This window comes from Bradyrhizobium sp. McL0616 (assembly GCF_049993385.1).
In the GTDB taxonomy this organism is placed as follows: Bacteria; Pseudomonadota; Alphaproteobacteria; order Rhizobiales; family Xanthobacteraceae; genus Bradyrhizobium.
The window spans coordinates 251,851-271,652 of sequence record NZ_CP188255.1 but is presented as its reverse complement, the minus strand read 5'-3'; the positions used below and the strand labels follow the sequence as shown (position 1 = coordinate 271,652).

General features: G+C 59.4%; 19 protein-coding genes, 1 tRNA gene and 1 pseudogene. 10 read left to right on the top strand and 11 right to left on the bottom strand.

All coding sequences use genetic code 11. The features are described from left to right. Window positions 1-19: 19 nt before the first annotated feature. Window positions 20-172, bottom strand: a complete 153-nt coding sequence (locus ACPPVR_RS01300; RefSeq protein ID WP_426612499.1) for a hypothetical protein — start codon at window positions 170-172, stop codon at window positions 20-22. After that, window positions 130-573, bottom strand: coding sequence for a hypothetical protein (locus ACPPVR_RS01295; protein ID WP_426616300.1), 444 nt, complete (start codon window positions 571-573; stop codon window positions 130-132). The genes ACPPVR_RS01300 and ACPPVR_RS01295 overlap by 43 nt, the downstream gene beginning before the upstream one ends. Before the next feature lie 520 nt (window positions 574-1,093). On the opposite strand from ACPPVR_RS01295, the gene ACPPVR_RS01290 reads away from it, so the two are divergent. Next, on the top strand, window positions 1,094-1,375 hold the full coding sequence (locus ACPPVR_RS01290) for a hypothetical protein (protein WP_426612498.1): 282 nt from the start codon (window positions 1,094-1,096) through the stop codon (window positions 1,373-1,375). A 785-nt stretch (window positions 1,376-2,160) separates the two neighbouring features. On the opposite strand, the gene ACPPVR_RS01285 is transcribed toward ACPPVR_RS01290, so the two are convergent. Further along, window positions 2,161-4,419, bottom strand: a complete 2,259-nt coding sequence (locus ACPPVR_RS01285; RefSeq protein ID WP_426612497.1) for an autotransporter domain-containing protein — start codon at window positions 4,417-4,419, stop codon at window positions 2,161-2,163. Window positions 4,420-4,678: 259 nt separating this feature from the next. Between ACPPVR_RS01285 and ACPPVR_RS01280 the strand changes: the two genes are divergently transcribed. Then, on the top strand, window positions 4,679-4,987 hold the full coding sequence (locus ACPPVR_RS01280) for a hypothetical protein (protein WP_426616343.1): 309 nt from the start codon (window positions 4,679-4,681) through the stop codon (window positions 4,985-4,987). Here ACPPVR_RS01280 and ACPPVR_RS01275 read toward each other — a convergent pair. From ACPPVR_RS01275 to ACPPVR_RS01255, 5 genes and pseudogenes are all read right to left on the bottom strand, one after another. After that, a complete protein-coding gene (locus ACPPVR_RS01275) occupies window positions 4,954-5,355 on the bottom strand; it encodes a hypothetical protein (RefSeq protein WP_426612496.1) in 402 nt (133 codons plus the stop codon). The genes ACPPVR_RS01280 and ACPPVR_RS01275 overlap by 34 nt on opposite strands. A gap of 296 nt (window positions 5,356-5,651) precedes the next feature. Then, window positions 5,652-6,707: a hypothetical protein gene (locus ACPPVR_RS01270; protein WP_426612495.1), complete on the bottom strand. Its 1,056-nt coding sequence runs from the start codon at window positions 6,705-6,707 to the stop codon at window positions 5,652-5,654. Between the two features lie 54 nt (window positions 6,708-6,761). Beyond that, window positions 6,762-7,043, bottom strand: coding sequence for a PQQ-binding-like beta-propeller repeat protein (locus ACPPVR_RS01265; protein WP_426616299.1), 282 nt, complete (start codon window positions 7,041-7,043; stop codon window positions 6,762-6,764). A 500-nt stretch (window positions 7,044-7,543) separates the two neighbouring features. After that, window positions 7,544-8,980, bottom strand: a pseudogene (locus ACPPVR_RS01260) (IS1182 family transposase). Window positions 8,981-9,188: 208 nt separating this feature from the next. Further along, window positions 9,189-10,058, bottom strand: a complete 870-nt coding sequence (locus tag ACPPVR_RS01255; RefSeq protein WP_426612494.1) for a transglutaminase family protein — start codon at window positions 10,056-10,058, stop codon at window positions 9,189-9,191. A 181-nt stretch (window positions 10,059-10,239) separates the two neighbouring features. Between ACPPVR_RS01255 and ACPPVR_RS01250 the strand changes: the two genes are divergently transcribed. The 6 genes from ACPPVR_RS01250 (at window position 10,240) to tnpC (ending at window position 16,199) form a co-directional block, all read left to right on the top strand. Further along, window positions 10,240-11,103 carry a transglutaminase-like domain-containing protein gene (locus ACPPVR_RS01250; protein WP_426612493.1) on the top strand — a complete coding sequence of 288 codons (864 nt, stop codon included), beginning with the start codon at window positions 10,240-10,242 and terminating at the stop codon, window positions 11,101-11,103. A gap of 549 nt (window positions 11,104-11,652) precedes the next feature. Beyond that, on the top strand, window positions 11,653-12,429 hold the full coding sequence (locus ACPPVR_RS01245; protein WP_426612492.1) for a hypothetical protein: 777 nt from the start codon (window positions 11,653-11,655) through the stop codon (window positions 12,427-12,429). Next, window positions 12,411-13,130 (top strand): hypothetical protein, encoded by a 720-nt coding sequence (locus tag ACPPVR_RS01240; protein ID WP_426612491.1) that lies wholly within the window; start codon window positions 12,411-12,413, stop codon window positions 13,128-13,130. Before ACPPVR_RS01245 ends, ACPPVR_RS01240 begins: the two co-directional genes overlap by 19 nt. Before the next feature lie 49 nt (window positions 13,131-13,179). Beyond that, entirely contained in the window at window positions 13,180-14,028 is an 849-nt protein-coding gene (locus tag ACPPVR_RS01235; RefSeq protein WP_426612490.1) for a hypothetical protein, read from the top strand. 834 nt (window positions 14,029-14,862) lie between these two features. Beyond that, window positions 14,863-15,165 carry a hypothetical protein gene (locus ACPPVR_RS01230; protein WP_426612489.1) on the top strand — a complete coding sequence of 101 codons (303 nt, stop codon included), beginning with the start codon at window positions 14,863-14,865 and terminating at the stop codon, window positions 15,163-15,165. Window positions 15,166-15,188: 23 nt separating this feature from the next. Further along, window positions 15,189-16,199: an IS66 family transposase gene (tnpC, locus tag ACPPVR_RS01225; RefSeq protein ID WP_426612488.1), complete on the top strand. Its 1,011-nt coding sequence runs from the start codon at window positions 15,189-15,191 to the stop codon at window positions 16,197-16,199. On the opposite strand, the gene ACPPVR_RS01220 is transcribed toward tnpC, so the two are convergent. Then, window positions 16,200-16,637, bottom strand: coding sequence for a hypothetical protein (locus tag ACPPVR_RS01220; protein WP_018268855.1), 438 nt, complete (start codon window positions 16,635-16,637; stop codon window positions 16,200-16,202). A gap of 534 nt (window positions 16,638-17,171) precedes the next feature. Further along, a tRNA-Gly gene (locus ACPPVR_RS01215) sits at window positions 17,172-17,246 on the bottom strand. Between the two features lie 273 nt (window positions 17,247-17,519). Between ACPPVR_RS01215 and trxA the strand changes: the two genes are divergently transcribed. Next, window positions 17,520-18,443 (top strand): thioredoxin, encoded by a 924-nt coding sequence (gene trxA, locus ACPPVR_RS01210; RefSeq protein WP_426612487.1) that lies wholly within the window; start codon window positions 17,520-17,522, stop codon window positions 18,441-18,443. A gap of 82 nt (window positions 18,444-18,525) precedes the next feature. Further along, window positions 18,526-19,203: an LON peptidase substrate-binding domain-containing protein gene (locus ACPPVR_RS01205; RefSeq protein ID WP_426612486.1), complete on the top strand. Its 678-nt coding sequence runs from the start codon at window positions 18,526-18,528 to the stop codon at window positions 19,201-19,203. A 12-nt stretch (window positions 19,204-19,215) separates the two neighbouring features. Here the strand turns inward: ACPPVR_RS01205 and ACPPVR_RS01200 are convergent, their stop codons facing one another. Beyond that, entirely contained in the window at window positions 19,216-19,794 is a 579-nt protein-coding gene (locus ACPPVR_RS01200) for a cytochrome b/b6 domain-containing protein (RefSeq protein ID WP_426612485.1), read from the bottom strand. Window positions 19,795-19,802: the final 8 nt, after the last annotated feature.

Here is a 19,802-nt window from a genome sequence, read left to right as displayed (position 1 = left end):
GCATCTTACTCATTTTGCTTTATCGAAGCTTTTGGCTCGCGATCTTAATGGAATAGAGCGGGCCGGCCGCGTCGCGCACTTCAACATTCCAGTGACCATTCATTTCGAGCGAATCCTCGATGTCCCGCGTCAGCCGTTTCGTCTCCAGCCAAGCCGCGTGGTCATCGCGCAATTCCTCTCCGGTATGATCGTCGTGAGGTTTGCCGTTTGTGATCTTGAAAAAATACCGGGGCATGGGGTTTCCACTTTAAAAAACCCAATCTCTTCCATTCGGATTCGTTCCTTAAAGGCCCATTCAGCGCTTCGACAACCTTTGAAGGAGCTGGCGCGAAGCAGCCCTTCTGAGGTGATGTCCCGAAACTCCACCTCAGCAAAAAACTTCGGTTCAACCCAGGTGGCTTTGGGCTTCTTGATAGGCTTGGTCAGCTTGGCCTTCGGGCTGACGACGGTATCGAGCGCCTTGCGGATCTGCGCTGAGGTCGTGCGATTCCAGCCCGTCCCGACCTTGACCGAGAAGCGATTGAGCCAGTTGTGCCCGTTGCGCGTGAAGGCCTTGCGACTGTCGCCGTCGATTTGGAGCTGGACGCGGTAGCCGTCGTATTTAATTTCGTGAATCCAGTCCCTCGCCCGCGGGGGCCGTCATCTTGAGTGTTGCGAGCTGGGGCTTAATGAAGCCCGGCATCGCCGTCCTGGTACGCCTTGCCAATACGCACTCGCAAAAAAGACCGCCGTTGATTAGTGCCGGCGGCCAATCCCCCAGGGAGTCCTAACGGCAGAGCGCCGAGGTGTTCCACTGGAGAACACACGCGCCGTTCTTCTCACAACCGAAATTGCGTTTCAGGTTGTATTTTTGAGAACACTTTTTGAACAGCCAGCGAACGGAAATACCATACCTGTTCACATAGGACGCTTCAGCAGTTTGGGCCGCTCGGAGATAGCCTTGGCGATCCTGCTCGCAGCCTTGACGGGAATACGAATTACTTCCTGATCGGTTTCGATATCCCGCATAGAATTTCTTTCCTTCCGAAAGGGATATCTAGGAACGTGGCTACTGTGCTCCCGTTGGCCTTTACAAACCAACGAGGAGTTTCCGATGAAAAAGATGATTATCGCCACCGCCGCGCTCGGTCTCATGTGCGGCTCTGCTTTCGCGCAGAACAGCACGGGTCTGGCCCCGCAGTCCGACAACATGCAGAAGCCCGGCATGAACGAGAACATGGACAAGGGTTCGATGAAGAAGGGCACAACGGGCATGAGCAATGACAATATGAGCAAGGACGGCATGGCCAAGGGCGGAATGGTGAAGCCCGATGCGTCCGGTCAGGGCGGCTCCGGCCCCGGCAGCGACCAGGGCGGCACGAAAAACATGAAGTAAGCCAGGCCTCCTCTGCGGCCAAACTAGCCGCACCGCCGTGATCAGCGGTGCGGTGCTTTCCGGTCTACTTGGGCGGCTGCGGGCCGGAAGAACTGGCCCAGCCGTCCAGGCGTAAGGCTGTATCGGCTTGGTGCGCCTTGCATCATCCGGTCCCAACGCGCGGCCTGAGAGAGCCTAGCTCCCGCACGAAGGGCACTATGCGGCTGAAGTCGCCTTCGAGAAACCGGTTCGCAAGGGAATAGTTCGCCTCCTCAATGAGGCCTTCGTCCGCGAGACCCATGCGGAACGTGGCCATTCTAGTTCTCGCGACGTCGCTGTCTTCCATCACGGTGGTGAGAAACCCGATCACCCGCAAGTTCGCTTTGGTTTGGCCGTAAGCAGATCGCGTCGGTCCGGCCACGATGGGGCAGCGAGGCCAAAGAACTCTCTGCGCCGCATCGGTCCCTCCCTGCAGATGACGCGGCCGGTGAGGCGCTCAAGGCTTTCGGCCAAAGGCTAGGAAGTCTGCCTCAAGCGGGCTGACTTTTGCAATGGGTCACAACCAGAAGGCACAGTCGGCTCCGGCACTTCCGCGTTCTCTCACAAAGCGGACTTCGCTAAGCCCGCACGCTAGAACGATTCGGAACGGCCTCCTTGGAAGGGCAAGAAATTTGCCGGACAGATCAATCGTCGCCGCGCGCAAAACGCATCAGCGGTTCTAAGAATTTTTGTTCGACGCCCCAAAAAGACTTTTGCAACAATATCGGCCAATAAGCGACATCGCAGAGGATGGAACCATTTTGCTTTCACCACGTGTAGCGCAGCGTGCCGGTGCCGGCGTAGATCTGTGAGTTCGAAGCGAACTCACCGTCGAACTTGACGAGTACCGACCAGCTCGGCGTGAAGAACAGCTGCGCGCTGGCGGTGGTAAGCGCCGAGTCGTGCGGGATCGGCGCCCCGAACACGGTGAAGCTCGCACCTGGCAGCGACTGGAACGAGGCATTGAGCGCCGGATTGCTCACCCAGTCATGCGCCCACGCCACGCGCCCGCGCAAGATGAGCGGCATGGCGCTGAACGTTGTGAGATCGTCGAATCGGCCGCCCAGTTCACTGCGCGTATCGGTGCCGTTCATCGCCGCGTAAGTCAGTCCGAAGCCGTCACCGCTCAGATCGGTCTCGCTGTAGCTCGGCGTGCGGAAATTCTGCGTCTGGAGCGCCGCATAGGGCGTGATGCCGATGGCGTTGGAGGCGGCCGGGACCACAAAGCGATAGCCGCCCTCGAGCCGCGCCGCGTAGCTTTGGCCCTGGAAGCGCGCGGTCAGCTGATCGCCGAGCGCGGTCCGGTCGGTGGTGAACCAGTTGTTGGCAAAGGCCAGCGTGCCGGCGAGGTAGACCGGACCCTGATGGGTTACGCCGTAGATGCCGGCCATGAATGCATCACTGCGGCCGGTGCCGAGCCCTTGCGCCAGGTTCCAGCTGGTGCCGCCACCGGCGAGTGCGAAGCCCAAAACCGTGCCGGGCGAGAAGTGATAGTCCATGCCGGCCGCGTAGCCAAATGTACTCGTCCTCACGTCGTTTGAGCCGATGACCGGATCGCCTTTGGCTGTCGAGCCGCCGCCGAAGGCGGCTCCCCAGACCGTCCAGCGTTGCTCGAAGGTTGGAACTGTTTTTTGTGGCGCTTTGAACACCGCGTTGTAGGCGAGCGCGACATCCGGCGGCAGGCTCGCCTGCTGCTCGGGCGCAAAACCGATGGCGCTCAGCTCGCGGCACTGCATGGAATCGCAGGAGACGGGCACATGCGGGTCAAGCATCAGGTTCATGAACCCGTTCATCAGCTCGAAGGAGCTGCGCTCGGCCCCGGTTGCGTTCTCGCCGCTGAGTTGCGTCAGCGCGTTGGTGAGATTGGTCCCGGTGAGATTGAACAGATTGACGAACTCGGGCGGCAGCGCGCCGCCGGAATTGAAGAAGTTGTCGATCGCGTGGCCGACGTTGAGCTGGTTGACGGTGAAGAACGGCGGCGGTTGCTCCGGGAGTGTTGGTCCCCCCGGTATTTCCGGTATTTCGCCCGGCGGTAGCGGGGGCTCGGGCTGTTCGGGCACCAGCTCGGCCATGATGTGGAGTAATGCGCTGTTGGCGGTATAGTGCAGGCTCGCAGCGAAGTCGGCCGGCAGTCCGAAAGTGGCGAGAGCGTTGAACGTGCCGGAGACGCCGCCGGCGGCCGTCAGAATAGTATAGCTGTGGTTGACGTAACTCCCCGAGGCGAAATCCGCCACTACGGTGCCGGCGAGCGCGGCGGTGCCGGTCACATTGGTGGTCGAGGCCGTCGAGGGATTGAGTTGCACGACGTAGAACGCGCCGGACTGGAACGCGAGACTGCCGGCGACGGTCATGCTGCTGCCGGCCACGCCCACGGGACCGGGAACGAGAAAGCCGCCAGCGTTGATGACGGTCGAACCCACGGTGCCACTGCCGTGAAGCGCGGCGCCTGAGTTCACAGTGATCAAGCTCGATGATGCGAGTGAACCATCCACGATCAGCGCCGCGCCGGCGTCGACGTTCCAGGGCGATGTCTGGGCGAAGGTGTTGGACACCGTCCAGGTGCCGCCGATGACGTTGAAAGTCCCGAAGCCGCGATACTGCTGGGCGGCGCCAATCGTGCTCAGGTCAAAGCTGCCATTGCCGGCGCCGCCGAGTTGAAACGTATCTGCGCCGGTGCCGAGCACGTTGCCATGGATGATGCTGGTCGGCGCCAGCGTGAGCGTATTGCCAGTGCCGCCAAACTCGATGGCAGTCCCCCCAAAGCCGGTGATGGTTCCGGAATTGAATATACTGACGCCACCGCTCGAAGCGAAGATACCCAGGTTGCCCGAAATTGTACCGCTGTTATTGATTCCGCCGGAGAAAGCCCCGGAAATCGAAACGCCTTCGCGGCTGCCGCTGCCTTCGCCACTACTTGAAATCAGGCCTGCATTGGTGATGCCGCCCGAAACGGTTCCGCTGAGACTAATGACCGGGCCGTTTTCGGACAATATCCCGGTGCTGCTGTTGAAGATGCCACCCGACAAGGTCGACCCGACGCCTATTTGAATACCCCCAGCCGTGCCACTGTTCGTGAAACCAGCGGTAACGGTGCTCTGACCCGTGACCTGAACAATCGAGTCCATGGTACCGGAATTGCCGATAAATCCCCCAAGTATCGTCGAACTCAGGAGGATAGAAGGACCGGGCGGTGCGTTATTGCGACTGAGCGTGCCTTCGTTGGTGATATTTCCGGTGATGGAAAGGCCAGTGGCGGAGATGCACTGAATCGTGGTTCCGGCTGGGTTGTCCAAACCGGTTGGCCCAGCGGCATTACATGCGGCGCGGGCTGGATTTCCGCTGCCGCCGATCATGAGCGCTGCCACGGAAGTTGAGGACAATAGTGATAGAAATCGAGCCCAGGGCATCATCAACGGCGCCACATTTCCCGCACTGAGCGGGCGCGATATCGATCAACAGATGGCGACGACGGCCCGACTTTTTCATGGCCCATCAACAGGTTTGAATGCCCGCCCCACTCGCTTCTCGAATATTTTTGGCTCCCGTGACAAAAATACTACTTATCGGCGAGTGATAACGGTCAGCCCTGCTTGAGGCCCAGGCGGAAGCGTCAGTACCCGATCCTCGTCCCGCAGCGACCCGAACAACAGCTGATTGCGGGATCGAGCGAGCACGGATCGGCGGACACGCTGAAAAGCTGTCGCCCAACGGGGGTACGCCGGGCGGAAGGCGAAAATTGAAGTCCCTCCTGATGACACAGTGACGCGGCGGCACCTTGCCTCCAACCTTGGAAACAGACCCTCCAGAGCCGCCAACGTCGGCTGTTGCTTTCCACCAGCCCTATGGACAGGTATTGTTCTCGGGTGTTCGACCGCCTCAAGGTTCTCGAGGTAGCGGTGAAGGTGGTGCCGCGCATCCTTGAGAGGGGTCAGGTTAAGGACATTCGGCGTCGCGCCGAGCAATCTTGTTCTTCAGAATCCGCTCTCGCTATGCGGTCAGACTGCTGCCTCTAAACGGCAAGCGGCTGAATTGCCGCCCACCCTGTCACGCCACCGTCACCGAGAGCAGCGTGGTACCCCAAAGCAAATCTAGCCAGCCGACTTCCGCAACAGGTCAAACTGAGAAGAACTCGGCCTGAGCAAATGTCTTCCGGGTTGCCCCTGAAAGCGGACGCCGTGCGAGATAGTCGGCATGTCTCAAACGGGCCAACAGGCGACATTAACGTGCCATCACGCCATCGCCGACACGAACTCACCGTTTAGGGATTCCTAACTTCGAAGGCCAGCAGGACGTTGCCGGCCAGACCGTTCCATTGGGCGTAGCCGGAAGCTACGTAGAGCATCCCGTCCACGATGGTCGGGCCAGGTCCGTCCATGGCACCACCGTGCGCCGAAACGCCGTTCACCGTCGGGTAGTCGCGCGCGGTATCGACCTCCCAAAGGAGCCTGGCATCGGCTGTGGCATATGCGCGTAGATAGCCGCTAACTCCGCCCGAAAAAACAACGCCGGGAATAGCAGTGACCGCTGCGGAAAGAGCGGGGCTGCATTGGCTCCGATCCCCACACGGGACTGGCGGCACCTGCATTGAGATTTTTCCGCCAGAAAGATCCAACGCGAAAAGGCCGCCGCCGGCAGCGGGGTCCAAACTCATCGTGCCATCTGGAAGAAACCGGAGGTCGGAGTTGGCGACGTACACGCGGTCCTTGTCCGCGGCGGAGCCCCACATGATGCCTCCCAGCGGACCACCCTTACCGATCGGTGTTTGCCATAAGATATTGCCTTCTCGGTCAGGATCTAGCGCAGACACCACACCGGATTTCTGCCCGACGACCAACACACGCTGTCCGCTGCGCAAACTCACAAGGATGGGCGATTGGCCAAAGTCGCTGTCCGGACCATGGTCTTCCGGACAATTGGTCTGGTCAGCACCGTAACAAGCCGAAACGTAGCTATCCTTGAGCGTGACCTGCCGATGCCAGAGCATTCGGCCACTCGCAAGGTCAAACGCAAGGATTGCATCGCTAGTTTCTGCCGGTGGGTTCGAATAGCTGTTCCCGGTTCCGACATAGAGCGCCTGACGCTCGACATCGATGGTTGGCGCCGACCAGACGGCCGCGCCGGACGGGCCATACAGCTGGGTCCCGATTACATTTTGCGTTGTCGTGTGCGGCGCCTCAGGGATCGTGTAGGTCTTCCATATCTGCCTGCCAGTCGCGCTATCCAGCGCTACGACGCTTCCACGAAAGGTGCAGCATTGGTAAGTGGGTTGAGACCCCGTCGCTTCCTCGAATGACGAGACCGGCACATAGAGCACGCCGGAATGCAGGGTCGGCGTGCCGACGATCCGGGCAGCAGGATGATCCTCGACCTAGGTCTTCCATATCAATGCGCCCGTCGTCGCATTCACGGCGTAGGCACCGGCGCGCACGTCGCCAAAAAACACCGCAAACTGATCCGTGCCGGAGATCGGACTAACACTCATCGCCGTTCGGACCACCGCCTCTGTTGCGAACGTCCAGCGGATGCATCCGCTCTTTGCATCAAGCGCGTAGACCTTCCGATCACCACCTCCCACAAACAGTAGGCCGCCAACAATGGTCGGCTGGGCATTGGCCGCCGATGCGCCGGGAAATCCGAACGCCCACTTCAGTTACAACCGGGGCACCTGTTCCGCTGTCAATCCGGCCATCGCTGCTGGCTGAAACCGGCTGTTGTTGATGTCTACGCCCCAGCCGTTCCACCGCGGTCCGTCAAGCCGCTCACGAAACCCATCCAGATTTTGCGCGCACTTGGAGACGTCCGTCGAGGCAGGCGGGGCTTGCTGCTGCGCGTGTGCCGCGAGAGGCAAAGCCGCGATGCCGGCAATTATTGCAATGAGGTCTTGCCGGCGCATCGGTCCATCCCCCTGCTCTGTATTGCACTAGAGCGTAGAACTTTTAAGAGAGACATCCAAGAGGTCGAATGTCCGTTGTGGGTCTTGGTCGTGTAAAAACGCTGTTGCATGACGCGGACCGGCGCGGTCGAACTCGGGCTACCGTACTCCGATCAATTTGGGCAGATTTTACGGCCACTCGACCAGAACTCATCCTGACGCGAGGTCGGGGCTCTTTCTCGCCCCATGAACCGCAACGACGCGCGCGAGCGCCCCTATCACATCCTCACCGCCGCCAGCAGCGGTTTCATCCCAACAATGTTCAGCACGCGTGTCAGATTGTAGCCGAGCGCGCACAGCGCCATCTCGGTCGCAACTTTTCTCAGCGTCACACGCAAGAAGTGCGTTGCGCCCATGCGCAGCTTCAGTGTGCCGAACGGATGCTCGACGGTCTCGCGGCGTGTGCGCATGGCGTTTGGATTCTTGTCGAGTCGCGCCTGCGCGCGTTCGAGAACGTCCTCGTGTACCCATCGCTTGATACGGCGTTGCCGGCTCGGCGTGCACTTCGATTTGAGTGGGCAGGTTTTGCAGGTGTTCGTCCAATAGTTGCGCAGCTTCTGGCCGTCTTCCTCGTTGGTATAATAGTATCTGAGTTTCTCACCGGCTGGGCAGCGAAAACATCCTCGTCCGGCAAATAAGCAAAGTCCTGTTTGCCGAAGCGCCCCGAAGCCTTCGCACCCGAGGTCATCGGCTTGGGCAACGTCACCGTGATACCGGATTGCTCGCACGCCAGGATTTCTTCGCCCTTGAAGTAGCCCGATCGGCGACAACATCGAGCGTGTCAGCCTCAAGAACGGCCTTGGCTTGCCGGGCTATGTTTGCAAGTTGCGACCGGTCTGAACCGCTTGTCGTCACCTCGTGCGCGACGATCAGATGGTTTTCTGTATCGACCGCCGTCTGCACGTTGTAGCCGACGACACCGGAACCACGGCCGCTCGTGGCCATCGATCGGCTGTCGGGATCGGTGAACGATATCTGCTGATCTGGCGACGCCAGGACCTGTTGTTCAATGGCTGCGAGTTTCGCCATTTCAACGGTTAGATTTTCGAGCCGTTCTTTGATCCGCGTCTTTTTTAATTCCAGCGTTTCCGACAGCTCCTGCCGGTCGGCAGTATCAAGTTGAGCGAGATAGCGTGCAACACTCTCCTCCAATTGCGTGCGCCGCCGCTCGACCTTGTCGCGCGTGAAGTTCTTGTCGCGATTATTGACGGCTTTGAATTTACTGCCGTCGATGGCGACGCCGGCTGTCGCGAGCAATCCCATCTTGCGGCACACCTCGACGAAGTGCGCGCAGACTTTTTTGATGCCGGGACCATTGTCCTTGCGGAAATCCGCAATCGTCTTGTGATCGGGCGCAAGCCGGGCGAGCAGCCACATCACTTCGACATTGCGGCCAGCTTCACGCTCGAGCCGGCGGCTCGAATGCACACGGTTGAGGTACCCGTAAATGTAGAGCCTTAAGCGCGTGGCCGGATGATACGACGGTCTTCCCGTCCCGGCAGGCTCATGCCCCCGAACCCAAGTTCAGCCAAATCGAGAGCCGCAACGAAGGCGTCAACCACCCGAACCGGATTGTGATCTGCAACCCAGTCATCCAGGCATTCCGGCAACAAAGTCGATTGCCCGCGATCAACCCCTTGAACGAACCCCGTCATGCCCAACCCCGGCCGATTCAGTCCGGAGATCATAGCAGGCACAGCGTTTTCACACAGCCAGGGTCAGAAGGCGCCATAGCTGCATTTCACGGCCATGTCTGCTTCACCTGCGAAATCGGACCTTCGGTATTGCCGCGCTCATGTCGCTAAGGGCCAGAAGGAAGCCAGGGGTGTTCATTCTCGGGGACGGCGCGGGTTTACCGGTTAATCACTCCGACTTCACGTTTACCGCGACTTCCATCCCAGCTTCGTCGTCAGATTCGCCCCAGTAGCTTCCTGAGAGCGGGACGGCTTGGTTCGGAGTTCGAGCAACGCCAACCCTGATCAACTCGCGATTTCCTACGATGCCGTTGGTTGGATCGAACTCCACCCAACCGGAACCGGGAACGTAAATCGAACACCAAGCATGCGTCGAGCCGCCACCAAGCCTTACTGGTCCGTCACGATCGGGCACATAGACGTATCCGGTTATAAACCGAGCGGCGAAGCCGAGCGAGCGTGCTGCTTCAATCATAAGCAGGGCGAAGTCACGGCAAGTCCCTTGCTGAAAGCGGAGGGTCTCGGCTGGCGTTTGCGTCCCTCGCGAAATCCTGCGTTGGTATGAAAAACTTTCAGCGATCGCTTCGTTGAGCGTCATTAACAACCGGCCTGTTGGTTGGATTTGGCCGAGCTCGATGAAGCGGGACAACCAGTCCTCTATGCTCGGGTCATCGGGAAATTGACGGCGAATGTAGGGCGCCAAATCTGGAAGCTCGCACTCGTCATAAGTGAATGGATGCTCTCGAGCATACTCCTCGATTCGAAAGTCGGGCGAGTTTTCAGGAGTATGCTCGAGGCGAATAGTGGTTTCGAACTCCAGCGTCTCTGCATTGGTATTGAAGTTGATTAGCGTTAGGCAATTCCCAAACACGTCGTGGATCCAGCGAACCTCCGCCGGCTGTGGCCTTACGACAAGGCGGCAGTCGAGCAAGCGCTGGTCGAAGCTGTCGCGCGGTCGAAAAAGCATTTGATGCTGGCCGAGCTTTACAGGTCGGCGATAGCGATAAACTGTACTGTGATGGACGGTGTAAAAGGTCATCGTATTTGCTCAGGACCGTGAAATATGACCCGGTCTGTCCTTCAATTCCAAGCAGGAAGGTGAATTTGTTCGCCCCCACAACTGCCTTTCATTTCAGCAAGTTCCCCGCCGGCCCCGAGGAACAAGCGAGGGGTGATCAGGCTTTTGTGCACTGTCAATGGTGACAGGTAGGGAGACGGTCGTGAGGATTCGGGCAGGTTACGATATCGCATTCAATTGCTTCCAGGATGTCCCGATGGTGCTCATGCTCACCGTTAGTCCGTCTCGGCAGGCAGATCTTCTGACGGATCATGCTATCCGGATATCGCCGAATGTCTTGGCGAAAAACTACCCCGATGTTTTCGGCAATGTGTGCACCCGCCTTGTCGCGCCGGCCGGCCTAATCGAAATCCGCACAGAGTTCATTATCAGCGATTGCGGGTTGCCCGATGCAGTGGCGCCGAATGCCGCCCAGGTCCGTATCCACGAGTTGCCCGATAACGCGCTAATGTATCTATTGGGCAGCCGTTACTGCGATACCCAGAAGCTCGCAGATTTTGCTTGGTCGACATTTGGCCAGGTCAATGGAGGATGGCGGAGGGTGCAGGCCATTTGCGACTACGTTCACGACCGCATTAAATTTGGCTATCGCTTCGCTCGTAGCGATCGGACGGCCTCTGAAGGCCACCAAGAGCGGATCGGGGTATGCCGGGATTTCGCACATCTAGCTATCGCTTTGTGTCGATGCATGAACATTCCCGCGAGATACTGCACGGGATATCTGGGGGATATTGGTGTTCCAGCAGACCCAGCGCCGATGGATTTTAGTGCCTGGTTCGAGGCCTACATCGGAGGGCGTTGGTATACGTTCGACGCTCGGCACAATCATCCCCGCATCGGGCGGATTGTAATTGCTCGTGGACGGGACGCGGCCGACGTCGCTATCTCAACAATGTTTGGGCCAACGAAACTCGTGCATTTCTCCGTTCTCACGGAAGAAATACCCTCTGACGGGGCGACGCTTCAGCCAGAAATCGACGTAAAGTTGGATCTGCAACACGCTTAGCTACCGTTCGAGGCCGCGCTAACATCAGACGCTAAACTCGCCATTCAAGTCGATGCGCGCGCAAGAATAGGTGGATGTCTGAACTGATTGGCAGAGCGGACTTGCTCTGCCCTTCCGTCACAGTCGGTTTGGTCAACTTGCTGACTTCAACATGGCACATCAAGCACGTCAGTGGCTCCAAGCGACGGCATTTCCGATGTGGCGACCTGGTTCTGAATGTGGTAATTCTTAAGACGCGGCGCCCCCGAAGAGTGCCACACAAAAGCAAATCGCCGGACCGAAAAACGCAATAAAATCAATGCAAACCAGGATTGCTGTCTCAGTTCAATCCTGTCTGGCAGCACCATCGTTTTCCCTGAAAAATCAATACCAACTGATCCGGTTGAGGTTTTTGCGGCGCTCCTGTTACACAGATGGTGCTGAAAGTCGTGACGCTGAAAAAGAGGGATGGTTCGGTGGTATCGCCTCACGATCCCCGCCGATGTTCAGCGAATACTTGCGAAGCTGCCGAACCGTCCCCGGCCGAAAGGCTGGTACAAGACGCACATCATGCTCACGACCGGCACTCCCGATAAGACCCTCGCGAAAGCGAAGGCTATGGACATTGCCGTTGGCGTGGAACGTCAGTTCAAGGCGCTGCGTGACGGCCCGAAGCCGCTCACAGCGAAGCAAGTTTCAGCGCTGTCCGGCATCGTCTATCGCGCATTCGCGGAAGGGCTGGAGAACAATCCCGGCCTGACATCGGAGCAATGGTTGCTTGCCGCAGACGCTAATAAAGCCGCACAGCGCGGGGAGTACAGCGTTGGCTCTCGCCTTGGCATCTTCAAGGATGAGGGCGAGCGGCGTGACACTGACATGGAGAGCAGGTTTGGTGGCATCGTTGACGCCACTCTCACGCGCGAGGCGGTGTTCACCACTGAGGACAGCCGGTGGCAGGTCATCGAGGCGGTCGCCCGTGATCTGACCGAAGGAGTGAAGAAGCTCGCGAGGAACGCAGACGGCGACTTCACGCCTGACACCTACGTCAATCGCTTTCCGCAGCCGACTGCTTTGCACGTCAGCGTCCATACTGGCAAATCGTTGACCGGCCTTGCCGACGCTTGGCACACCGCTGCACTGGCCCGCGGAACGCGAAAGCGCACCGGCAAGCGGTGGAAGCCAATCTTGCTGCGCTTCAAGGACTGGCTCGGCCATAATGACCTTGGCCGCATCGCACCGGCAGACGTTCAGCGGTGGGGTGATGAGCGGAGCGCAGGCGGCACCTCGCCCAAGACTATCAAAACACCGACTTCGCGGCTCTGCGAGCCGTGTTCGGATGGGGTCTGAAAAGCGGCCGGCTGTCGATCAATCCGGCGGAAAACGCAAGGGTCGAGGGGCGCGGAAAAAAGCGCACACGCGAGCCATGGTTCTTGGAAGATGAGATCGCCGCGATCCTCAATGCCGCGCTGGCCGTTCAAGGCACCAAGCGTGAGAACCCCAAGACCACAGCCGCCAAGCGATGGGTGCCGTGGCTCTGCGCCTACTCAGGAGCGCGTGTTGCTGAGATAATCCAGCTTCGCAAAGAAGACATGAGGCGTGAAGGGACCGCATGGGTTATCCGCATCGACCCCGAAGCCGGAGACGTTAAGACCGACGATTATCGGGATGTCCCCGTCCATGAGCATCTGATCGCGACCGGCTTCATAGAGTTCTGGCAACAGTCAAACCCCGGCCACTTATTCTGCGATGTCGGCAAGGACGGCACCGCGGCAGGAACGGCGGAGGGGGTCTACAAGCGTGTCTACACCATGGTGCGTGGCGTCTTGGACGGCAGGCTTGTCCAGCCCAACCACGCATGGCGATACACCTTCAAGACCTACGGCGACGAGGTCGGATTGCATGACCTAACGATTGACGCGATCTGCGGACACTCCGCCCGGACGCAGGGCGAGAAATACAGGGGCATCACCGTCAAGAAGCGGGCGGAGGTCATGGCTGAATTCCCGCGATACAAGCTCACCGACGTAGAGCGAGCAGAGGCAGCGTAGGCCGGTCTGAAAATCCTCCAGCGGACTTAGCACTCGGGCCCTCTGTGGTATGCTTGCCCAGAAGGCGGAGCACCGGACGATGGGGGAGTTGCTAAAACTTCTTGGGTTCACTACGCCGCTCATTTACGCGACGGCGGCGTATGGCTTGTTTCACTGGCTGGACGAAAACGCATCGGATGAAGCAAAGGCCGCGCTCGCGCGAACCATGAGGTTTAAGGACTACAAGGACCAGCAGGTCGCGTCAGCGTTGGTCGAGGTATTTGATCGGATATACACGTATCCGCTGTTGCGTTGGCGGGCGTTTGGGCGGTCGTTGCTGTTTACGACCGTAGTTTCGGTAGTCTTTGTATTAGAGACGACCACACTTCATGATCTGAGTTTGTGGATTTGGCCCTTACTATTCAATTTCTTCACAGATTACCTGTCTCTGTTTGTGATCAGGACATTGCTAATTCGAAGCGGCACGAAACCAGTGATCGGCCTCGTCCTCGGTGCAGTAAGTGGGGTAGCAATCGTGATTGCTGCTAATTTTCTGCGAATATTTGTTTTTTTACTATTTGGAGCTGTCTGCTTCCGCACGGGGGTTCTGCGGGTTGAATGCTTCAGCTCAGTATCCTTTGCCGAGATTGTTGATCTCTCCTCGCTGATGCCGTTCGCGCGGTTGTCGTACCGCTATCTACACTGGATATGGCCAGCGCTTGCAGTTTTCATCTGGTTACCGTTGTTCGCGCTCGGCATCGTAACCGCCCGCTTGTTGACGCCCTTGGCTTGGATGGTCGGAAAAACGCAGTGGTTCTTAAAAGAAGGGAAGGAGCATCCGCTAAAGGCAATTGGATACGTAGCAGCTGCCGTTGTCTTCCTTGGCACAGTTGCTGGGCGAGCGGTCTTCAGCGCCTAAGGTCACGAACTGGCGCTTCCATCGATAAGCTGATCACCCACACTCCAGCCTGATTCCGTTTCAAGGCTTGGAAGGGAGCGGCTTTCCGATTCACAAGGTCGTCGTGTGCTTGGGTCATAGACCGGGAACTGACTGACGACAGATCGACTTCAACAGGCTAACCCAATCATCCTCAATTAACCGGAGCGGGCGGTCAAACATTTCGCGCTTCGCGGATCGGAGCGCATTCCGCAGCATCCTTGCGCGGCTTCTAAGCTGTACCTGATGGTTCTTCATCGATAGCCCGATGCCCCTCCGATCCATCCATTGGTGGAAGCACATCCACAGGCGGAATCCATTCACTTGCGCAACCGATCCATAAATGGACCGAAAGCTCAATGATGCTGATGCTTAGCTCATTGACGCCCCATTTCTGCCGCAAACAGATTGGAGAAGCTGACCGCGCTGAGCTTGCTCGATCCGCGCTTGTCTTCATCGCAATGCGCCTGACCACGACAGCTTGCGTCTGTCTGCTGGGGTGTGGCCACAGAAATCAGGGCAACTAATACAGGTCTACAATGCAACCACGCTGCCGTGTGAACGGCTGCGCGAACGCTCGCGCCGGATGCGAAGGCGGCGATTGTCGCGGAGTCGCGCAAGCGCCGTCACGGCCACGAAGAACAGCGGACCATCAGCAAGGGCGACCTGAAACCCTTCATCGACAGGGTTCAGGCGAGGATCGCCAAGCAGCCCGGTGCCAAGCTCTGGTCCATCTGTGATCAGCGGTGGGACATACTGACCGCCCAATGGCGAGCAGAGCTTCCCAAGACGATCTTCCGCTATGTCCGAGCGGGAATGAAGGAACTGGTGCGCTTGGCAGCCACGGTCTCCGGCCGTGAGGTCGCGATTACCACCATCGCGATGTACCTGCTCCAGGCGCACGATCGCCGGCTGTTCAAGAATGAGGTCGGCTTCCGCAGTCAGCTTGTCAGACGGGTGAGGACCCTCTCCACCACCAGCTTCTCCCACTGGAGCGGGGCAAGCGATGGCCGCGAGCGGCGAGCCATAAAGGAGTTGGAGCCGAGCGGCTTTGCGGTCACGCGATTCCGGATATCCCTTCGTTACTGCTTTTATGAAAAAGCACGTCAGGCAACTTAGTCCTGCTGGCCCACATCGCGGTGATGAAATACGGGTACCAGCTGCCGTTGTATCGCCAGGAACAGATGTTTGCCGCCCAAGGCATCACGCTCGACCGGCAAACGCTGGCCTCGTGGATGGGCCGCGTCGCCTGGTGGCTGAAGCCGCTTCACGCGCTGTTGCGCCGCGCAGTGATGTCCTACCCGCGGTTGTTTGCCGACGAGACGCCGCTGCCAGTTCTCGATCCCGGCCGTGGCAGAACCAAAGTCTGCCAGTTCTGGACGATCGCCACCGACGACCGCCCGTGGGGCGGCCCGGCGCCGCCGGCAGTGGTCTACGTGTTCGCCGAGGATCGCAAGGCGATCCGCGCGAGGCAGCTGTTTGAAGATTACGACGGCATCCTGCAGGTCGACGGCTATGCCGCCTACAAGGGGCTGATCAAGAACGGCGGCCGTCTGGTACAACGGGTGTTCTGCTTCGCGCATGCGCGGCGGAAGTTCTGGGACGTCCACGTCGCGACGAAATCGCCGATTGCCGCGGAAGCGCTGCAGCGGATCGCGATGTTCTACGCCATTGAGGATCGCATTCGCGGTTTGCCAGCGACGCAGCGAGCTGCGGCGCGACAATCCGACACCAGACCGCTGATCGAGGACTTCAAGCCCTGGCTCGAGGCGCGACTGCTGGAAGTCTCGAAGAAATCCGGCCTTGGCAAGGCGGTCCGCTACACCCTCAACCATTGGGAAGGCCTGACGCGATTCATCGATGATGGGCGCATCGAGATCGACAACAATACGGTCGAACGCAGCATCAAGCCGATCGGATTGGGAAAGAAAAACTATCTGTTCGCAGGCAGTGAGGGCGGCGCCGAAACCTGGGCCACTCTCGCATCGCTCATCAACTCGGCAAAGCTTCACGACATCGACCCGCGGCATTATCTCACGGATGTTCTCGAGCGCATCGTCTCTGGACGCATCAAGATCAATCAGCTGAACACGCTGTTGCCGTGGAATTGGAAAGCCGAGCGCGATGGTTCGGAGGCAAAGCTCGCCGCTTGATCAGTTCGACGGCAACGCGTCGGGAACTTCCTGCGCATCGCTGGCGTCGTCGTAGATCTCTTCGCGGATCACGCGCAGCGTTACCTCGTGCAGATACACTTGCAGCGCACCCTCCAGCTCGGTGAACTCGGGCAGCAGGACTCGATCGACGAAGCCACGTGACGCACGAACCATCACTGTGTTGCGTCGCTGCCGACGATAACGAAACGGCCGCAGCCCATATCGGCGGCAAAGCGCCAGAAAAAGGTGCCGAGACCACTGGTCGGGAAGTGAGAATTGCTGTTCGATCGGTGGATCGTGGCGAGCGAGTTCCTCGACCCGGGCCCGCACCCGCTGCAGCGCGGCTTCCGCTGCAAGCCGCTCACCAGCAGTTCCGGCACCCACGAACAATGCCTCGATCTTCCGAAGCTTCTCGCGCAGCTGCGACTCGCTGGTCATACTGATCCCCGTTGCCCGCTCCGAACCGGGATCAACCCATCACCGCGCGCCAGCGGCGTCAATCATCCCGACCGCGCTATCCAGAGCATTCCGCGCAAGTCAAGCCCGGGCACCGGTGATCCCCTCGTGACGCTCACCAAGGTTCTATGTACCTGACAACCTCTACATCATCGGCATGATGAACACTGCCGACCGATCTCTCTCGATGGTCGACTATCCGCACCTGATCGTCCCGGTTCGCCAGCGTTGCCCGGCAGCAATGGCGAAATCTTCGCCCATTGAGTCTCGTTCAACTCGTATCGCTTCGCCGCCATCATCCGCTGCGTGTCGAATCACGGAGCTTTATGAATCAGCGATCAAACCGCTTGGGAACCTGAATGTCGATCGGCCCTAGGCCGGACTAGCTGCGATTCTTTTGCCGTCCAAAACAAAATTAGCCAGTGCGATTGCTCCCCCACTCGCTCCCCCGACTCAAAGGCGAGAGGAGGTCTTCGGCGAGCGGGCAATCTAAGTTATTCAGCTACCGAGAGAATTTGGAGCGGGCGAAGGGGCTCGAACCCTCGACCCCGACCTTGGCAAGGTCGTGCTCTACCACTGAGCTACACCCGCATCCTGTGTCGGTCGCGTGACGCGCCGGCAACGGCTGTCGTATGCCAAAACCGGGCGGCGAATGCAACAGCTACCGGCAGCATAGATTCGGATTCGGGACCCCATATGGGCTCAATCCCGGCAAAATCGGCCCAAAACGATCCCGAACCGCCGAATCAGTTCCCATGGATTGAAATTCGGCCGCCCCGGCCCAATTTAGGGGCCGACAGCAAAGCATATGCATTGGCGACGTGCTAAAGAGCCGCCGTTCCAGACATCAGACGAGGGGATCCCGTGACGATCATCGACCAGGGTAACGGAGCGGCGGGCCCCGCCGCGGCCGATTTGATCAAGGACACCACCACCCAGACCTTCGTGAAGGACGTCATCGAGGAATCGAAGCGCCAGCCGGTGCTGATCGACTTCTGGGCCGAATGGTGCGGTCCCTGCAAGCAGCTCACCCCCGTGCTGGAAAAGGCGGTCAAGGCCGCCAAGGGCAAGGTCAAGCTGGTCAAGATGAACATCGACCAGCATCCGGGGATCCCAGGCCAGATGGGCATCCAGTCGATCCCGGCCGTGATCGCTTTCGTCAATGGCCAGCCCGCCGACGGCTTCATGGGCGCGGTGCCCGAGAGCCAGGTCAACGCGTTCATCGAAAAGCTGACCAAGGGCGTCACCGCGCCGGGTGAGCTGAATGTTGCCGAAATCCTGCAAGAGGCCGAGGCCGTGCTCGCCGAGGGCGATGCGGAAGCCGCGGCGCAGATTTATGCCGAGGTGCTCCAGCACGATTCAACCAACATCGCTGCACTCGCCGGGCTCGCCAAATGCTACGCCGCCTCCGGCGCTATGGAGCAGGCCAAGCAGACGCTGGCCATGGTGCCGGACTCCAAGCGCAACGACCCTGCGGTGAAGGCCGTGCAGACCGCGATCGATCTCGCCGAGCAGGCGGAATCGCTCGGGCCAGTCACTGAACTGGAACAGAAAGTCGCCGCAGACCCGCTCGATCATCAGGCGCGATTCGACCTTGCCATCGCGCTCAACGCGCAAGGCAACCGGGCCGCCGCCACAGAGCAGCTGCTGGCGATCGTCAAGCGCGACCGCAAATGGAACGACGACGGCGCCCGCAAGCAGCTCGTGCAGTTCTTCGAAGCGTGGGGCGGAGCCGATGACGCAACCGTCGAGGGACGCAAGCGCTTGTCGATCGTCCTTTTTTCGTAGATGCGATTATTGTTTGAGCATGATCTCGCCGGAAAACCGCTACACACTTTTCCGGATCATGCTCTAGCGACGCGGGGACCAGATGCCGATCAACATCGAATACCGCGGGCCCGCCGACCTTCCGGAGATCATTCCGGTGTTTCCGCTGCCGGGCGCGCTGCTGCTACCGCGCGGCCAGATGCCGCTCAACATCTTCGAACCGCGCTACCTCGCGATGGTCGACGACAGCTTCCGCGACGGCCATCGCCTGATCGGCATGATCCAGCCGGACATCGCGCATTCGCCGAAGAATTCCGACAAGCCAACCCTGTTCCGCGTCGGCTGCGTCGGTCGCATCACCCAGCTCGCCGAATCCGGCGATGGCCGCTACATCCTCGAGCTCACCGGGGTCGCGCGCTTCAAAGTGGTCCAAGAGCTCGAGGTGTTGACCCCCTACCGGCAGTGCAAGGTCGATATCTTCGCCTTCGTCGATGACTTCACCGCGCGGATGGGCGAGGACGAGGTCGATCGCGAAGCGCTGCTTGCGGTGCTGGCGGACTTTTTGAAGGCCAACAATCTCAAGGTCGACTGGGAAGGCGTCGAGAGCGCGCCCAACGAAGCGCTCGTCAACGCGCTGGCGATGATGTCGCCTTACGGCCCGGCCGAGAAGCAGGCGATGCTGGAAGCGCCCGATTTGAAGACCCGCGCCGAGATCCTGATCGCAGTGACCGAGATGGACCTCGCCAAGAAGCGCACCAGCGGCGATCCGCCGTTGCAGTGAGCCTCTGCGTCGTCAATGATGGCGGATGCGCTTGCGGCCCGTAAACATTGCGCGGATCAGGTTCTCGCGCTGAAGAAGCCCCATCAACACCGCGCCTGCGATATGCAGCACGACCAGGACGATGACGGCATCCGATGCATAAGCATGGGTGTCCTCGATCCACCACACGCCGAAGAAAGTGACGGTCACCGACATCGCGCCCGTGATCGCCGAGATGGCGAGCGACAGCAGCAGCGCCACCAGCATCAGGGTGCCGGCAGGATTAAGCCCGATATAGCGGCCCGTGATGCCGCGCCGCAGATTCCAGAGATAGTTTGGTGCGGCGCGGAGCCTGACACCGATCATGCGAAAGCGCGAATAGCGGCTTCCCAGAACACCCCAGATCAGGCGAAAGGCCAGCAGCACAATCACGCAATAGCCGACGATGCGATGAAGGTTGTCATAGACGGTGGGCGTGAACCACGCGGTCAGAACGCATGCCGCGAGAGTCCAATGCCAGAGGCGCAGCGGCAGGTCCCAGACCGCGACCGTTCGATCTGCGGGGGTCCGGTCGGACACCCCGCGCACCTCTGGCACCGCTTCTTCAACCAAGCAGGAAC